This window comes from Pseudomonas sp. BIOMIG1BAC, assembly GCF_001705995.2.
Classification (GTDB): Bacteria; Pseudomonadota; Gammaproteobacteria; order Pseudomonadales; family Pseudomonadaceae; genus Aquipseudomonas; species Aquipseudomonas sessilinigenes.
In genome coordinates, this window is sequence record NZ_CP049045.1 from 3,123,131 (window position 1) to 3,138,933 (window position 15,803).

The window sequence follows — 15,803 nt, forward strand, 5'->3', positions numbered from 1 at the left end:
AGTTCCTTTCCGGCCAATCGTCGTAGTGAGACTGAGAAGGCAATCATTCTCATTGACGTCATTTCAACGGGCTGGGAAGGAACACGTGAAAGCTATGTTCAAGCTGTCGATACTCGGGCGCGGTCAACACCTGGTGCGCCGCACATTACTGGCCCAGGCCGTGCTTGCCGGGGCCCTGGGCCCATTGTTGGCCCAGGCGCAACCGCCATTGCCGGCCAGCCAGGCCGGTGCAGCCCAGGAACGCCGCGTGTCGTTGCAGTTGCCGGCCCAGCCCCTGGACCAGGCCCTGACCCGTTTCGCCGACCAGGCCGACCTGCGCTTGCTGTACACCACCAGTGATGTGGCGGGCTTGCAGGCACCGGCCCTCGCCGGTGAAGTCACCATCGCCCAGGCCCTGCAAGCCCTGCTGGCCGGCAGTGGCATGGGCTGGTCGTTCAGCGATGGGCGCACGGTCATCCTGCGTCGTGCCGAGCCTGCGGCGAGCAGCCTCAATCTTAAGCCGACCCAGGTCACCGTGGCGTCGCGTACCAGCACCGCGATCAGCGAGATCCCCGGCACCGTCTGGGTGGTGGAGCAGAGCCAGTTGCGCGAACAGCTGGAGACGGGCGTGAGCCTCAAGGAAGCCATCGGCAAGCTGGTGCCGGGCCTGGACCTGGCGCCGGAAGGCCGTACCAACTATGGCCAGAACATGCGCGGGCGCAACGTGCTGGTGATGATCGACGGGGTCAGCCAGAACAGCTCCCGGGGCTTGTCGCGCCAGTTCGACAGCATCTCGCCATTCAACGTCGAACGTGTGGAAGTGCTGTCCGGGGCCAGCGCGATCTATGGCGGTGGCGCCACCGGCGGCATCATCAATATCGTCACCAAGAAAGGCGAGCCGGGTCCGGCGCGTTTCGAGACCCAGATCGGTGCCAGCAGCGGCTTCAACAACAGCGACGACTTGACCACCCGTATCGCCCAGTCGGTGAGCGGCGGCAACGAAGCCATCAGCGGCCGCCTGGCCGTGGCCGGTGAGCAGAACCAGGCGTTCTACGATGGTGCCGGCAAGCAGATCTTCATCGACAACACCCAGACCGACCTGCAGTACAACCGCACCATCGACCTGATGGGCAGCCTGGCCATGAACTTCAACGAGGAGCAGAGCCTGGACCTCTTGGCCCAGTACTACGACTCGGGCAACCACGGCAGCACCGGGATCTACTTTCCCAACCTCAAGAACCAGGCCCCCTCGAACCTGGAAGACGCCAAGTTGCGTGGCGGCTACTCCACCGACCTGGAACCGCGCACCCGGCGCCTGTTGCTCAATGCCAACTACCACCACGCCGATGTGCTGGGCCAGGATTTCTACCTGCAGGCCTCGTATCGCAAGGAAAACGACAACTTCTATCCGTTTCCCTACTACAACACCGGCAAGCCGACCGGTTCCAAGGGCGTGTACTTCGCTGCCTCGCAGCAGAACTTCGAGGTCAGCAGCCTCAAGGCGCTGTTCGCCAAGGAGTTCGAGACCGTCAAGCTGACCTATGGCGTGGACCTGGATCGCGAGCGTTTCAACGCCGAGCAGAGCACGTTCGACCAGCGTGTGTCTTCAGAGAGTGGTGGCCTGGACCTGGTGACCCAGAGCAAGGCGGCGCGCTATCCCAGCTACCGGGTCGATGGCCTGTCCGCCTATACCCAGCTGGATTGGCACGCCACGGACAACCTGACGGTGTCCGGTGGTTATCGGCGCCAGCAGATGGACGTGGATGTCGGGCGGTTCAAGAACGTGCCGGGGGGCAACAATGATTACCAGGTCAACCTGTTCAACCTGGGCACCATCTATGACTTCAAGAACGGCCACCAGGTCTGGGTCAACTACGGCGAGGGCTTCGATCTGCCGGACCCGGCCAAGTTCTACGGCAAGCCGGGGCTGAGCGTCGACGACAACCCTCTGGCCGGGATCAAGAGTCGCCAGGTGGAAACCGGCTGGCGCTTCTCCGATAGCGACTGGGATGCCCAGGCAGCGCTGTACTACATCTGGTCGGATAAGGTCATCACCACCGACAACGCGACCCTGACCATCGACGTCAAGGACCAGAAGAGCCGCGACTACGGTTTCGAAAGCGCCCTGACCCGGCATTTCGAGAGCGGCTGGGAGGCGGGCGGCACCCTGCACCTGGTGCGTTCCGAGGAGGAGGGCAAGAACGGCGGCTGGATCAAGCGCGATGCGCGCTACGCCTCGCTGTCCAAGTCCACGGCCTTCATCGGTTGGAAGGGCGATAGCCAAAGCGTGCGCCTGCAGGGCAACCATGCCTTCACCCTCAAGGACGATGCCGACCACACCATCGACGGCTACACCACCTTCGACCTGCTGGGCAGCCAGGACACCGGCTTCGGCACCTTCAGTGGTGGCATTCAGAACCTGCTGAACAAACAGTACAGCACGGTCTGGGGCCAGCGCGCGAAGCTGTTCTACTCGCCGACCTACGGGCCCGAGTACCTCTATGACTACCAGGGGCGTGGTCGCACCTACACCCTGAGCTGGTCCATGGCCTATTGATTTACCGCTGAGCCGGTAGCCGTTGCCGAGGTGGCGTCGCGATCGCCGCAACTCGATCTGCCTGCTTCATCGGTGCCCGCTGCGCGGGCATATGCAGCCTTCGGCAGCGGCTAGATGGAACTGCTGTAGCCGCTGCCGAGTGTGCGAGGCCACGCTGCGGTCGCAGGGGCGTGCCTGCTGACAGTTTCTGTCAGGAGGCTCTGCTATCCTGCGGCGGTTTTTTCAAGGGAGTCCATCCAGCGTGTCGCGAGCCAGTCGATTACTCACCCTGTTGCAGATGTTGCGCGGCAAGAGCCGTCCGGTCACTGCCGCGACCCTGGCGGCGGAGCTGGAGGTGTCCGAGCGCACGCTGTATCGCGACATCGCCGAACTCACGGCCATGGGCGCGCCGATCTATGGTGAGGCTGGAATCGGTTATGTCTTGCGTAGCGGACTATTCCTGCCGCCGCTGATGCTCAATCCCGACGAGACCGAGGCGGTGGTCCTGGGCCTGCGTTATGTCGATCAGCGTGGTGATGAAGAGTTGAGCAAGGCCGCCGCCGATGCCATGGCCAAGATCGCCGCCGTGCTGGCCCCGGCGGCCCAGGACGCGTTGCGCAACCCGACGCTGCTGGCGGGGCCGGCAGGTTATGGGTTTCCCGATAATCTTGTGTCGCTGAACGTATTCCGCCAGGCGATCCGGCACCAGGCCAAGCTGCTGATCGACTATGCCGATGTCAACCAGGTGCCCAGCCAGAGACTGGTCTGGCCCCTGGCCCTGGGGTTTCTCAACGAGGCTCGGGTGATCGTCACCTGGTGCGAGTTGCGGGGCGACTATCGGACTTTTCGTACCGATCGCGTGGCTGCGGCATTGGAGCTGGACGAGACCTATCCGGGGCGTCGCAGCGATTGGTTGCGTGGCTGGCGCAAGCGTATGCAAAGCGAGGAAGCCAAGCGCTTCACTCCTGACAAGAAATGACGCGCCGGGCTCTTAACATGCCGCTCCCATTCACTAGCAGGAGCTCTTCTCATGTCAGCCATCAATCAATCCGGGCACAGTGAGCACCCTGTGGCGAAGGTCCTGTTGGCCCCGGCGATCGTTGCCTATATTGCCGCCACCAACAGTGGCGACAGCTCCCGGGCCGCGGCGATCTTCGCGCCCAAGGCCCAGGTGTTCGATGAGCGTGAGTACCGGGTCGGCCCGCAGGATATCGCGCGCTGGATGGATGACAGCCACCGCCACAGGCGCTGTCGGCTGGAAGTCGTCGCAGTGCAGCAGCGCCCCGACAAGGTGCTGCTGGACGGTCGGATCTGCGGCGACTTCCCCGGCAGCCCACAGTCGCTGCGCCAGGTATTTCGCCTGGATGAGCAAGGGCTGATCGCACGGTTGGATATATCCCGCTGAGGGTGATGGCATACTGTCGCTCTTTGCCAGGAAGCGTTGCCCGATGCCCTTCGATTCTCCCTTGAGTGCCTACCAGCATGCCCTGGAGCATGACGGCTTCGTTGCCGATCCGGCCCAGGCCCGGGCGGTGCAGGCCTTGCAGCGTTGCCATGAGGACTTGCACCACCAGCGCAAGGAGACACAGGGCGTCTATCTATGGGGCGCGGTAGGGCGGGGCAAGACCTGGTTGATGGATCAGTTCTACCAGGGCCTCAAGGTACCGGCGCGACGCCAGCACTTTCATCACTTCATGGGGTGGGTGCACCAACGGTCGTTCCAGTTGACCGGTACCGCCGATCCTTTGCAGGCCTTGGCCCGAGAGTTGGCCGAAGAGGTGCGGGTGCTGTGTTTTGACGAGCTGTTCGTCAATGACATCGGTGATGCGATCATCCTTGGGCGCCTGTTCCAGGTGATGTTCGAGCAGGGCGTGGTGATGGTCTGCACGTCCAACCAACCTCCCGAGCAGCTTTATGCCGACGGCTTCAACCGTGGGCGTTTCATTCCGGCGATCGAGGCCATCACCCGATACATGCAGGTGGTGGCGGTGGATGGCGAGCAGGATCATCGCCTGCATCCCGGAACCGCTACGCAACGCTATTGGGTTGGCGCGCCAGGCCAGGCCAGTGCCCTGGAGCCGTGCTTCCAGGGCTTGAGCGCCGGGCAGGCCGTCTCCCGCGAGCCGGTGCTGCTTGGCTATCGTGAGGTCGTGGTGATCAAGGCTGCCGAATCGGTGATCTGGTGCCGTTTTGCCGATCTGTGCGAGCAGCCGTTTTCTGCCATGGACTTCATGGCCCTGTGCGACCGCTACAGCGCGATCATGCTCAGTGAGGTGCCTTGCCTGAGCGCCCAGCAGCGCCCGGGGCGCATTGCCCGTGGCACCGAGGACGGCGCCGAACGGGTCGTAGCAGGGGACCGCGAATTGCCGCAGCTGTCGATTCATGACGATGCGGTGCGACGCTTCATCGCGCTGGTGGATGAATGCTACGACCGTAAGGTGCCCCTCTATCTGGAGGCTCACGTCGCGATGGAACAGCTGTATACCGAAGGCTACCTGGAGTTTGCGTTTCGCCGGACCTTGAGCCGACTGCAGGAAATGCAATTGCAGCGTTTTGGCTCACCCGAGGTTTCTCGCCGGGAAACCGTTCCGGCTACGGTTCATCCTGGCCATTGATTAGGATTTTTCCGTAGGGGGCAGGTGAAAATCTTCGTTTGCTCACATGCTCCGCCTACAATCCGAGCTGCCTGAGCCGCCAGTGCTCACTTTCAATGCATCGATCGAGGATGAACATGGACGTTGCCGATGTCGTGGTGTTGCAAGCCAGCTACAGCAATCCGGTGCATGCCGAAGCCATAGGCGTGTTACTGAGTCACTATGCCGAAGGCCCCATGGGCGGAGGCTGTTCCCTGGCAGTGGACCAGCTACAGCAACTGCCAGAGGAGCTGGCCAAGCGGCCGCAAGCATTCAGTGTGCTGGCTTTCGCGGGTGGGCAACCAGTGGGGTTGGTGAACTGTTTCGAGGGTTTTTCTACCTTCGCCTGCCGGCCCCTGGTGAATGTCCATGACGTGGTGGTGCTCGATGCCTTCCGCGGTCAGGGCCTGAGCAAGCGCATGCTGCAAAAGGTCGAGGACATCGCTCGCCAGCGTGGCTGCTGCAAGATCACCCTGGAGGTACTGGAAGGCAATGCCAGGGCCCAGGCGGCCTATAAGGCTTGCGGTTTTGCCAGCGCGATGCTCGATCCTGCCTATGGCCGCATGCTGTTCTGGAGCAAATCCTTGTAATGCCAGGCACCACGCCTTCGCCAGCCAGAGAGACGGAAACCGCCTGGGGCGTTTTCCTGGTTTTCCTGCGCTTGGGGCTGAGCTCGTTCGGTGGACCGGTGGCGCACCTGGGTTACTTCCGCCAGGAGTTCGTCCAGCGTCGTCGTTGGCTGGGGGAGGCCGCCTACGCCGAGCTGGTTGCCCTGTGCCAGTTTCTTCCAGGGCCGGCCAGTAGCCAGGTGGGCATGGCCTTGGGCTTGTCCAGGGCCGGGGTGCCAGGCGCTGTGGCCGCATGGGCCGGGTTCACCTTGCCTTCGGCATTGCTCATGACCCTGTTGGCGTTGGGGGTGGGCGCGGGGATACCGGCGGGGATGTTGCAGGGGCTGCAGCTAGTGGCCGTGGCGGTGGTGATCCAGGCCTTGTGGAGCATGGCGCGCAGCTTGTGTCGCGGGCCATTGCGGATCGCCATTGCGGTATTGGCAGCACTGCTGGTGTTGCGTTGGCCGGGACTGCAGGTTCAGTTGCTGGTGATGTTACTGGCAGCACTGTTTGGCAGGGGGCTGATCAAGCCGCTGTTCGTCGTGGGGCTCGAGGTCCCATCCAAGCCTTCCAGTCGACGCCTGGGAGCTATGGCCCTGGGCCTGGCGTTGGGGTTGCTGGTACTGTTGCCGGTCCTGGCAGCGCTTTGGCCGAATCGACTCTTGAGCTTGTTCGATGGCTTCTATCGCGTTGGTGCGCTGGTCTTTGGTGGCGGCCATGTCGTGCTGCCACTGCTGCAGGCCCAGGTCGTTGAACCTGGGTGGCTTGGCAACTCACTGTTCCTGGCCGGTTACGCCAGCGCCCAGGCACTGCCGGGGCCGCTGTTCAGTGTCGCGGCGTTTCTCGGGGCCGCCATCGATGGCTGGAGCGCAGCCCTGGTTTGCCTGGTGGCGATCTTTTTGCCGGGGCTGCTCTTGGTGATAGGCGTGCTGCCATTCTGGCAAGCGCTACGCCACCGCGAGGGGCTCCAGGCGGCGCTGGCCGGAGTCAATGCCGCAGTGGTTGGGTTGTTGGCTGCTGCCCTTTACCAGCCGTTGTGGCGCCAGAGCGTCACCGGTCCAGTGGAACTGTTGCTGGTGTTGCTGGCCCTGGTGTTATGCAGTATCCGGGTTCCGCCTTGGTTCCTGGTGCTTCTGGGGGCTGCAGCAGGGGCCTGGCTGCTCTAGCCGATCGCGGCTAGAGGTCGTGGTGCGCGGGGTCGAGCTTGGGAAACACCAGGCGGAACTCGGTCTGGCCGTCCTCTACGCTGCTGACCTCGGCTTGCCCCTCATGCAGGCTCATGATCGAGCGGACGATCGCCAATCCCAGGCCTGTACCACCTTCGGCGCGAGTGCGGCTGCTGTCGATCCGGTAGAAGCGCTCGAACAGATGAGGCAGGTGGCAGGCGGCGATGCCCGCTCCCGGGTTGCTCACGGTCAGGTTGACGGTCTGTAGTCGTGGTTCGACTCCCAGCTCGATACGGCTTCCGGGCGGGCTATGACGGATGGCGTTGGACAACAAGTTGGAAATCGCTCGCTGGATCATCAACCGATCGCCCAGCACCCAGGCATCGCCACTCAAATGCAGCTGAACGTGCTTGTCCTCGGCGCTCAGGGCGAACAGGTCCATGACCTTGCGGGCTTCCACCCGTAGCGACACCCGGGCAAAGCGCGCCTGGGAAGCGGGTTGGCTGACCTGGGCCAGGAGCAGCATGTCAGCGACGATCCGGGTCACGCGTTCCAGCTCCTCGATGCTGGCCTCCAGCACGGCCTTGTATTCCTGGGGCGGGCGTTCGCGAGATAGGGTCACCTGGGCCTTGCCCATCAGATTGCTGATGGGCGAGCGCAGCTCGTGGGCCAGATCGTCGGAGAACTGCGACAGGCGCTGCACCCCTCCGTCCAGGCGTTGCAGCATGACATTGATGCCCTGGCCCAGCTCCGCCAGCTCCCGTGGCAGGCGCTCCAGGTTCAGGCGATGGGTAAGGTCCTGGGTCGTGACCTTCGCCGCGACACGGGTGAACTGCTGCAGCGGCAGCAAGCCGCGTTGCACCAGCCACCAGGCGCCGATACCGATCAACAGCAGGAGTAGCGGCAAGGCAATCACCGTGGAGCGCAGGTAGGCACTGAGCAAGGCCTGGTCATTGCTTCGATCGAGACTCAGGATCACCCGTACCTGTTCGCCACTGCGCAGTGGCATGACTTGCGATGCACTGAGTAGCTGCCTGCCACGGCTATCGTTCCATTCCAGATAAGCGCTGCCGGTGGCTTTCTTCAAGGTGTCGGGCAGGGGCTGTTGGCCGATGCCGCCGACGTCCAGCAAAGGTTCTGTCTGAGGGGCGCTGCCCAGCACGGAGAGTTGCAGGTTGTCGTGCCCCATCACCAGATCCAGCAGGGAGTGGGGGCGGGCGGCCAGGTCGCTGCTCTTGAGATCGCTGAGGAGGCTGTGCTGGATCTGTTCCAGCTTGCTGCGCAAGCTCTTGCGCGCCAGGTTGTCCAGTTCATGGTTCAAGGACAGGTAGGCCAAGGTGGCCAGCAGCAACACCAGCGCTGCCCCCATCAGACTGACGGTCAGCCCCAGGCGCATGGACAAGCTGCTGTTGGTGGGCGAGGGCGGGTGGGTGTTCATTGGCGTATTTCCAGTACATAGCCAACGCCGCGCAGGGTATGGATCAGCTTGAGCTCACTGGCATCGTCGATCTTCGCCCGCAGGCGACTGATGGACACTTCCACCACGTTGGTATCGCAGTCGAAGTTCATGTCCCAGACCAGGGAAATGATTTGTGTGCGAGTCAGGACTTCTCCCGAATGTCGCATCAGAACATGCAACAGGGTGAATTCCTTGGTCGTCAGGTCGATACGACGATCACCGCGATAAGCCCGGTGACGCCTGGGATCAAGTTGCAAGTCGGCAACTTGCAATACTTCTGGTTGAGCCACAGGTTCACTACGACGCATCAGGGTTCGGACGCGAGCCAGTAACTCCGGGAATTGAAATGGTTTGACCAGATAATCGTCGGCCCCCATATCCAGGCCCCTGACTTTGTCTTCAAGGCGCCCTCGGGCCGTTAGCATCATGACTCTAGCGGTGTATTGACGATGCATGTTCGCCAGCACTTGCCAGCCATCCTTGCCCGGCAGATTTACATCAAGTATCACCAACTCGTAGGGTTGTTGTTCGATCAGGTGTAGTCCATCTACTCCGTTGTTGGCACGATCGACGATATAGCCACTTTCGGTGAGTCCCTGATGTAAGTAGTCAGCTGTTTTTGGTTCGTCTTCAATCACTAGAATGCGCATGGTCTTTATCCTCTTCAACTGCTTGGGCTTTATCCGATGGCTCGATGATGAAGCCTGAAGTAGCTACAGGGTCAATAAAGTAACCCAGATAATTCAATGGATTAGATCTGTTCTCGACGACTGGCATGCGTCCTGTCAGAACATTCATATTCGATTTTCAGGCGCAATAGAGGCTCAGGAAATACCCTGGGGCTTATTGTTTCCTTTCGTGTCTTGAGGAGAGGTCCTATCCAGTTGGCTTGGATGTTAAGTGAGTTAAATCGACAGGTGCGCCAGGTTACAAGGTTGTAATGTCGCGGTAATTGCCGTGAAAGAATTAACGCGATAAGAAAAGGCGCCTATGCAGGCGCCTGGAAGTCCGCTTCTCAAACCGATGGCGGTCCGGAGCAGAGAGTGGTTTGTACTGAGTCAGGCATCGGGCTGTTGGGTTCTTTGTTGTTCTTGTTTGGCGTCCGATGTTGAGTATTGCGAGGTAGATTGCTGCTTTTCGGTCTTGGCAGTATTTGCGGTTTGGGTACCGTGGATTTGCTGCTGATTGACACGGAAGTTCTGATAGAACTGTTGTACGCGCTCGGAACCGCCCTCAGCGAAGGCTGCGCTGGAGCCGACCAGGATCAGGCCGCTGAGTACAAGAGTCGAGAGTTTCATGCTGTATTTCCTGCTTAAGAGTATTCGGTACTTGCCCCATCCCTGAATAACAAGTGACGGGGGAAGTTAAACTCGATTCTATTAAGTCAGGGTTAACGTCAGCCTGATTCGATCATTACATTATTGACATGGTGTTTCCGCCAGGGCGCTTGCTGTCCGTTACGGTGGCTATGCAGGCGTGAGCGCAGCCCGGTATCGAGGGCCATTGCGGCCCTCTATTCGTGGCTTATTGCTGGACCACCGCGCTGTCGGTGGGGGCCTTGGGTTTCATCAGGCTGAAATCGATCAATGGCTTGTTCTGACGGGTATAGGGATCGCCGATCAGCAAGGGGCGCGGCTTGAAGCTGTCGCTGACCAGGCTGCGGGTACGGTCCAGTTCATCGAAGCTCAGGCCGGCCAGATCGGCCCAGGTATGAATCAGTTGCGAGCTCATATAAGGGCGATTGAGGTCGGAGGCGAAGCTCCAATCGTGGGTTTCCCGCCATTTGGGCGATGCCCAGGCCATGAACGGAATGGTGTACATCGGCGCGGTGGGCTTGCCTTCGTTGCGCCCAAGGGTGTCATGTCCAGCTGAGTCGAACACGTCCTCACCATGGTCCGAGAGGTACAGCAGGAAACCGTTGGGGTCGGTCTTGGCGTAGTCCTTGATCAGGCTGGACACCACGAAATCGTTATACAACACGGCATTGTCGTAGCTGTTGTAGGTTGGAACCTGGTCGTCGTGCAGAGTCGGCGGTACGCCCTGGCGATCGGTGAACTTGTCGAAGCTGGGCGGGTAGCGGTACTGGTAACTCATGTGCGTGCCCAGCAGATGGACCACGATGAACTTGCGTGGTGCGCTATCGGCTAGGGCCTTGGAAAACGGCTCCAGTACATCGCCATCGTATTGGCGGGCGTTCTGGTTGCGATTGTTGTTCAGGTACACCTGCTCGTCCGCCTGCTCGGAGAAAGTGGTGAGCATGGTGTTGCGCTTGGTCATGGTCTGCTGGTTGGTGATCCAGTAGGTCTTGTAGCCGGCCTGTTTCATCACGCTGACCAGGGAGGGAGTCTTGAGGTACAGGTCGGGGTTTTCTTCGTTGGCGAAGGTCAGTACCTGCTGCAGGGCCTCGATGGTGTAGGGGCGCGGGGTGATGACGTTGTTGAAAACCGCCATCTGGTCCTTGAGCTTGTCCAGTTCAGGGGTGGTCTGGCGTGGATAGCCGTAGAGGCTCATGCGTTGGCGGTTGGTGGATTCGCCGATCACCAGCACCAGGGTGGCCGGCTGATTGGCCATGCTGTCCTTGAGGTTGGTCAGGGGCGGGATCTTGCTCACGCTATCGAGCATGCCCTGCATGTTGTCCAGTTGTTCGCGATAGCGGCGATAGGCGACCACCATCTGCCACGGTACCGCGGGCTCGATGCGGGTCTCGAATTTTTCCAGGCCCTCGGCCAGGGTGGCGGTGCGGGAAATCTGCTTGACCAGCGGGTAGCCGACAATGGCCACCAGGATCGCCACCGCTGCCGCCAAGGCTTGAAGCCGGGGCATATGGACCGGGCGCAGGCGGGTCCAGAGAAAGATGGCGAAAGCGGTGTGGGCCAGGAATGCCAGCAGCATCCACCAGGCAAAGTACTGGGTCAGGTATTCACCGGCTTCCGAGGGGTTGGACTCGAACATGATGAAGATGACGCTTTGCGAGAACTCCTGCTGGTAGACGAAGAAGTAGCCCAGGCTGGCCATGGAGCACGCCCAGAGTACAACGCCGATGATCGCGGCCATGAGCTTGGTGCGTGAAGGAAACAGCAGCAGCGGTGCCAGCCAGACGGCACTCATGATGAAGGCCTGGCGGAAGCCGGTGAAGCCTGAGGTGCCGGTCAGCTGGATCAGCAGTTGGGTGATACCGGAGAAGTACCAAAAGAACAGGAAGAGCCAGAGCAGGCCCATCCAGTCGAAACCTTTCGCAGGCGTGTCACCGCCACCGCGTTTGAACAATGCCATTCAGCGCTCCCCAGAAAACCATGATCATTGCGCGCCTGTTCAGCGCTGCAAATGAAGGCCGTCGTTTGTATCAAGACGGCCACAATGGCCGGGAGTATCGAGAGCCAAGTGTGAAAAGTTTGTCGGTAGAACGTTGGATTTTTGTGGCGCACGGCCCGGCACCGGCTAGCTCCCTAGGCTTGGGGCCAGGACCGGTCGTTATGGTTTGCGGGGCGTTAGTGCGAAGGCGTGCGCTGCTGATTCTGTAACTGCAGGCGCAATTGTGCGAGCTCCTGTTGCAGTTGCTCACGTTCTGCCTGGAGTTGACGCAGTTCGTCGCGTCGAATGGTGACGTACAGGGTCTGTGCAGGTCGTGCAGGTACTACGGTGCCCATCGCTTCACCTCGCAAATGGTGTCTCTGAACTATGCTCCGCTGTCTGCATCCTTGCTCCAAGCGCCATGGCAGTCGGTGCAGCACCTGCTGGATCCAGGCGGCAGGCTGTCCGACGGGGGCAATTCTATTTATTTTCTGGCTCAAGTGAACTTTTTTATTTTTCATGGTCCTTGTGCCTTCGCGGTGAACAGGGGCGTTATTCACCCGAGAATTTGGAAACTTCAGCGTTGGTGGCGGGACTAATCTTCAAGCAGCTCGTGCCAATCCGGGACGAACGGTCGGGATTGACCGCAGCTGGAAGCAAAAACTCGCCTGATGACGGAAGATTGCGCTGTCTTGAGGTCTCTTGCCTTGTATAGTTGCGCACCTTGAGGTTTTCACCTGGGCCCTTCACTGGGCTATACATTTTTGATCTGGATTTTTGCAGTAGGAGCATCAGCACATGCAACTGGGGATTATTGGACTGGGCCGCATGGGCGGCAACATTGCACGGCGCCTGATGCTCAATGGGCACGAGACCGTGGTCTTCGACCGCAATACCGACTTCGTCGACACCCTGGCCGCCGAGGGCGCCAAGGGTGTCGCTGACCTGCCAGGGCTGGTGGCCGGCCTGCAACAGCCTCGCGCGGTGTGGGTCATGCTGCCAGCTGGCGCACCCACCGAGGAAACCATCGACACCCTGAGCCAGTTGCTGGAGCCGGGCGACGTGATCATCGATGGCGGCAACACCTATTACAAGGATGACATCCGTCGTGCTCGCGACCTGGCACACAAAGGCCTGAAGTACATCGACGTGGGTACTTCCGGCGGTGTCTGGGGCCTGGAGCGCGGCTACTGCATGATGATCGGCGGTGATGCCGACGAAGTCCTGCGCCTGGACCCGCTGTTTGCCGCCCTGGCGCCTGGCATGGGTACGATCCCTAGGACCAAGGACCGGGTCGCTACCGATGATCGCGCCGAGCGTGGCTATATCCATGCCGGTCCTGCCGGTTCCGGGCATTTCGTCAAGATGATCCACAACGGTATCGAGTACGGCATGATGCAGGCCTTCGCCGAGGGCTTCGACATCCTCAAGACCAAGGCCTCGGAGACGCTGCCGGAAGACCAGCGCTTCGATCTCAATGTCGCCGATATCGCCGAGGTCTGGCGTCGTGGCAGCGTGGTGTCCTCCTGGCTGCTGGACTTGACTGCCGACGCCCTGGCCAGCGATCCAAAGCTCGATGGGTTCTCCGGTTCGGTAGCCGATAGCGGTGAAGGACGCTGGACCATCGAGGCGGCCATGGAGCAAGCGGTGCCGGTACCGGTCCTGTCCAATTCGTTGTTCTCCCGCTACCGTTCCCGTGGCCAGGGCACCTATGGTGACAAGGTGTTGTCGGCCATGCGCTTCGGCTTCGGCGGCCATGTGGAGACTGGGAAGAAATGACCTCAGAGCGAAGGAAGTCCAAGGCGTTGCCGGCGCCGGCGACCACGTTGTTTCTGTTCGGTGCCCGTGGTGACCTGGTCAAGCGCTTGCTGATGCCAGCGCTGTACAACCTCAGTCGCGATGGTTTGCTGGATGACGGGCTGCGGATTGTCGGTGTCGACCACAATGCGGTGAGCGACGCCGAGTTCGCCACCTTGCTGGAAAACTTCCTTCGCGATGAAGTGCTGAACAAGCAGGGCCAAGGCGCCTCCATCGACGTGGATGCCTGGGCCCGCTTGACCCGGGGTATCAGTTACGTCCAGGGCGATTTCCTGGACGATGCCACCTATGCCGAGCTGGCGGCCCGGATCGCCGCCAGCGGTACGGGCAATGCGGTGTTCTACCTGGCGACCGCGCCACGGTTCTTCAGTGAAGTGGTGCAGCGCCTGGGAGCGGCGGGGCTGCTCAAGGAGAGTCCCGAGGCCTTTCGCCGGGTGGTGATCGAGAAGCCCTTCGGCTCCGACCTGCCCACTGCCGAAGCGCTCAATGCCTGCCTGCTCAAGGTCATGGGCGAGAAACAGATCTATCGTATTGACCATTACCTGGGCAAGGAAACGGTCCAGAACATTCTGGTCAGTCGTTTTTCCAATAGCCTGTTCGAGGCGTTCTGGAACAACCATTACATCGACCACGTGCAGATCACGGCGGCGGAAACCGTCGGGGTGGAAACCCGTGGCAGCTTTTATGAACACACCGGTGCCCTTCGGGACATGGTGCCCAACCACTTGTTCCAGTTACTGGCGATGGTGGCCATGGAGCCGCCAGCGGCTTTTGGTGCCGACGCGGTGCGCGGCGAAAAGGCCAAGGTCGTCGGGGCCATTCGTCCCTGGTCGCCCGAGGAAGCCCGGGCCAATTCCGTGCGCGGCCAGTACAGCAGCGGCCTGGTGGCGGGCAAGGCGCTGGCCGGGTACCGCGATGAAAGCAACGTGGCTCCCGATAGCAATACCGAGACCTACGTTGCCCTGAAGGTCATGATCGATAACTGGCGCTGGGTCGGAGTGCCGTTCTATCTGCGTACCGGCAAGCGCATGAGCGTGCGCGACACCGAGATCGTCATCTGCTTCAAGCCTGCGCCCTATGCGCAGTTTCGCGATACCGAGGTCGAACGCTTGATGCCGACGTACCTGCGGATCCAGATTCAGCCCGATGAGGGCATGTGGTTCGACCTGCTGGCGAAGAAACCCGGGCCGACCCTGGACATGGCCAGCATCGAGTCGGGCTTCGCCTACAAGGATTTCTTCGAGATGCAGCCGTCCACCGGCTACGAGACGCTGATCTATGACTGCCTGATCGGCGATCAGACGCTGTTCCAGCGGGCAGACAATATCGAGAACGGCTGGCGTGCGGTGCAACCCTTCCTCGATGCCTGGAAGCAGGATGCAACGCTGCAGCAGTATCCGGCCGGTAGTGACGGCCCAGCGGCTGGCGATCAACTGCTGGCCCGGGACGGACGCGTCTGGCGCCCTCTTGGATGAACAGTGCGGCCCACTATCCCATCGCTCTGGTGCTCAGCGATATGGACGGCACTTTGTTGCGCCCGGATCACAGCTTCAGCCCGCGGACCCTCGCCGCGGTGCAGGCCCTGCATGAGGCCGGCATCGGCTTCAGCCTGGCGAGCGGTCGCCCGCCACGAGCCATGAGGCAACAGATTGAAACCCTGGGTGTCGAGCTGCCTTGCGCCGGCTTCAATGGCGGTAGCATTGTCCATCCCGATGGTCGCTACCTGGCACGCCACCATGTACCGGTGGCGGCAGCCGTGACGGCCTTGCTGTTGTTCGCCCCCTATGCGCAGGTCGAGACCTGGGTCTTTGCTGACAACCAGTGGCTGGTGCGCGATCCGCACGGTCCGTTGCTACCCCTGGAGCAGCAGGCCCTGGGTTATGCGCCGCAAGTGGTGGACAGTTTCGAGGACTACCTGCACTGCATCGACAAGGTCGTGGCAGCCAGCAGTGACTGGCGCTTGCTGGTGGAGCTGGAGGCGCTCCTGCAACAACAGACGGCAGGGCAGGCCCAGGTCTCGCGTTCTCAACCACGGTTCCTGGACGTTACCGCGGTTCAGGCGGACAAGGGCCAGGCCCTGGAGACACTGGCCCAATACCTCGGGGTGCCGCTTGAGCGCACCGCAGCCCTGGGCGATGGCGGTAATGACCCGGCGATGTTCCAACGTGCCGGGCTGTCGATCGCCATGGGCCAGGCCGAAGAGCAGGTCAAGCGCCAGGCTGACGTGATCACCGGCAGCAACCTGGAAGATGGCGCTGCCGAGGCGATCGAGCGTTACATTCTGCTGCGTTGAGTCTTCAGGCCCGGGCGCGA

15 protein-coding genes are annotated in these 15,803 nt (G+C 61.2%); 9 read left to right on the top strand and 6 right to left on the bottom strand.

Features of this window, described 5'->3' with window-relative positions:
* Nucleotides 1-94 precede the first annotated feature (94 nt).
* The 6 genes from ATY02_RS14855 (at nucleotide 95) to chrA (ending at nucleotide 6,922) form a co-directional block, all read left to right on the top strand.
* Nucleotides 95-2,536 (top strand): TonB-dependent siderophore receptor, encoded by a 2,442-nt coding sequence (locus ATY02_RS14855; protein WP_068586668.1) that lies wholly within the window; start codon nucleotides 95-97, stop codon nucleotides 2,534-2,536.
* Between the two features lie 241 nt (nucleotides 2,537-2,777).
* Complete coding sequence (locus ATY02_RS14860; RefSeq protein WP_068586665.1) at nucleotides 2,778-3,494, top strand: helix-turn-helix transcriptional regulator; 717 nt, start codon at nucleotides 2,778-2,780, stop codon at nucleotides 3,492-3,494.
* A 51-nt stretch (nucleotides 3,495-3,545) separates the two neighbouring features.
* Entirely contained in the window at nucleotides 3,546-3,920 is a 375-nt protein-coding gene (locus ATY02_RS14865; RefSeq protein ID WP_068586658.1) for a nuclear transport factor 2 family protein, read from the top strand.
* Between the two features lie 43 nt (nucleotides 3,921-3,963).
* The gene (zapE, locus tag ATY02_RS14870; RefSeq protein WP_068586655.1) at nucleotides 3,964-5,130 is read left to right on the top strand and encodes a cell division protein ZapE; all 1,167 of its coding nucleotides are present in this window, start codon (nucleotides 3,964-3,966) and stop codon (nucleotides 5,128-5,130) included.
* A 116-nt stretch (nucleotides 5,131-5,246) separates the two neighbouring features.
* Nucleotides 5,247-5,738, top strand: coding sequence for a GNAT family N-acetyltransferase (locus ATY02_RS14875; RefSeq protein ID WP_068586652.1), 492 nt, complete (start codon nucleotides 5,247-5,249; stop codon nucleotides 5,736-5,738).
* Entirely contained in the window at nucleotides 5,738-6,922 is a 1,185-nt protein-coding gene (gene chrA / locus ATY02_RS14880; RefSeq protein WP_068586646.1) for a chromate efflux transporter, read from the top strand. Before ATY02_RS14875 ends, chrA begins: the two co-directional genes overlap by 1 nt.
* A 10-nt stretch (nucleotides 6,923-6,932) precedes the next feature.
* Here the strand turns inward: chrA and ATY02_RS14885 are convergent, their stop codons facing one another.
* From ATY02_RS14885 to ATY02_RS14910, 6 genes are all read right to left on the bottom strand, one after another.
* Nucleotides 6,933-8,360, bottom strand: a complete 1,428-nt coding sequence (locus tag ATY02_RS14885) for a heavy metal sensor histidine kinase (RefSeq protein WP_068586643.1) — start codon at nucleotides 8,358-8,360, stop codon at nucleotides 6,933-6,935.
* Nucleotides 8,357-9,031 (bottom strand): heavy metal response regulator transcription factor, encoded by a 675-nt coding sequence (locus tag ATY02_RS14890; protein WP_068586640.1) that lies wholly within the window; start codon nucleotides 9,029-9,031, stop codon nucleotides 8,357-8,359. Before ATY02_RS14890 ends, ATY02_RS14885 begins: the two co-directional genes overlap by 4 nt.
* The gene (locus ATY02_RS14895) at nucleotides 9,012-9,179 is read right to left on the bottom strand and encodes a hypothetical protein (RefSeq protein WP_164823665.1); all 168 of its coding nucleotides are present in this window, start codon (nucleotides 9,177-9,179) and stop codon (nucleotides 9,012-9,014) included. Before ATY02_RS14895 ends, ATY02_RS14890 begins: the two co-directional genes overlap by 20 nt.
* A gap of 260 nt (nucleotides 9,180-9,439) precedes the next feature.
* Nucleotides 9,440-9,679 carry a hypothetical protein gene (locus ATY02_RS14900; RefSeq protein WP_068586637.1) on the bottom strand — a complete coding sequence of 80 codons (240 nt, stop codon included), beginning with the start codon at nucleotides 9,677-9,679 and terminating at the stop codon, nucleotides 9,440-9,442.
* A gap of 226 nt (nucleotides 9,680-9,905) precedes the next feature.
* On the bottom strand, nucleotides 9,906-11,654 hold the full coding sequence (locus ATY02_RS14905; protein WP_068586634.1) for a phosphoethanolamine transferase CptA: 1,749 nt from the start codon (nucleotides 11,652-11,654) through the stop codon (nucleotides 9,906-9,908).
* Nucleotides 11,655-11,869: 215 nt separating this feature from the next.
* Nucleotides 11,870-12,028, bottom strand: a complete 159-nt coding sequence (locus tag ATY02_RS14910) for a DUF6026 family protein (RefSeq protein WP_164487325.1) — start codon at nucleotides 12,026-12,028, stop codon at nucleotides 11,870-11,872.
* Nucleotides 12,029-12,470: 442 nt separating this feature from the next.
* On the opposite strand from ATY02_RS14910, the gene gnd reads away from it, so the two are divergent.
* The 3 genes from gnd to ATY02_RS14925 are packed head-to-tail and all read left to right on the top strand — an operon-like array spanning nucleotide 12,471 to nucleotide 15,783.
* On the top strand, nucleotides 12,471-13,451 hold the full coding sequence (gnd, locus tag ATY02_RS14915) for a phosphogluconate dehydrogenase (NAD(+)-dependent, decarboxylating) (RefSeq protein ID WP_068586629.1): 981 nt from the start codon (nucleotides 12,471-12,473) through the stop codon (nucleotides 13,449-13,451).
* Nucleotides 13,448-14,965 carry a glucose-6-phosphate dehydrogenase gene (zwf, locus tag ATY02_RS14920; protein WP_068586625.1) on the top strand — a complete coding sequence of 506 codons (1,518 nt, stop codon included), beginning with the start codon at nucleotides 13,448-13,450 and terminating at the stop codon, nucleotides 14,963-14,965. Before gnd ends, zwf begins: the two co-directional genes overlap by 4 nt.
* Nucleotides 14,962-15,783: a Cof-type HAD-IIB family hydrolase gene (locus ATY02_RS14925; protein WP_068586622.1), complete on the top strand. Its 822-nt coding sequence runs from the start codon at nucleotides 14,962-14,964 to the stop codon at nucleotides 15,781-15,783. The genes zwf and ATY02_RS14925 overlap by 4 nt, the downstream gene beginning before the upstream one ends.
* The last annotated feature ends 20 nt before the right edge of the window (nucleotides 15,784-15,803 follow it).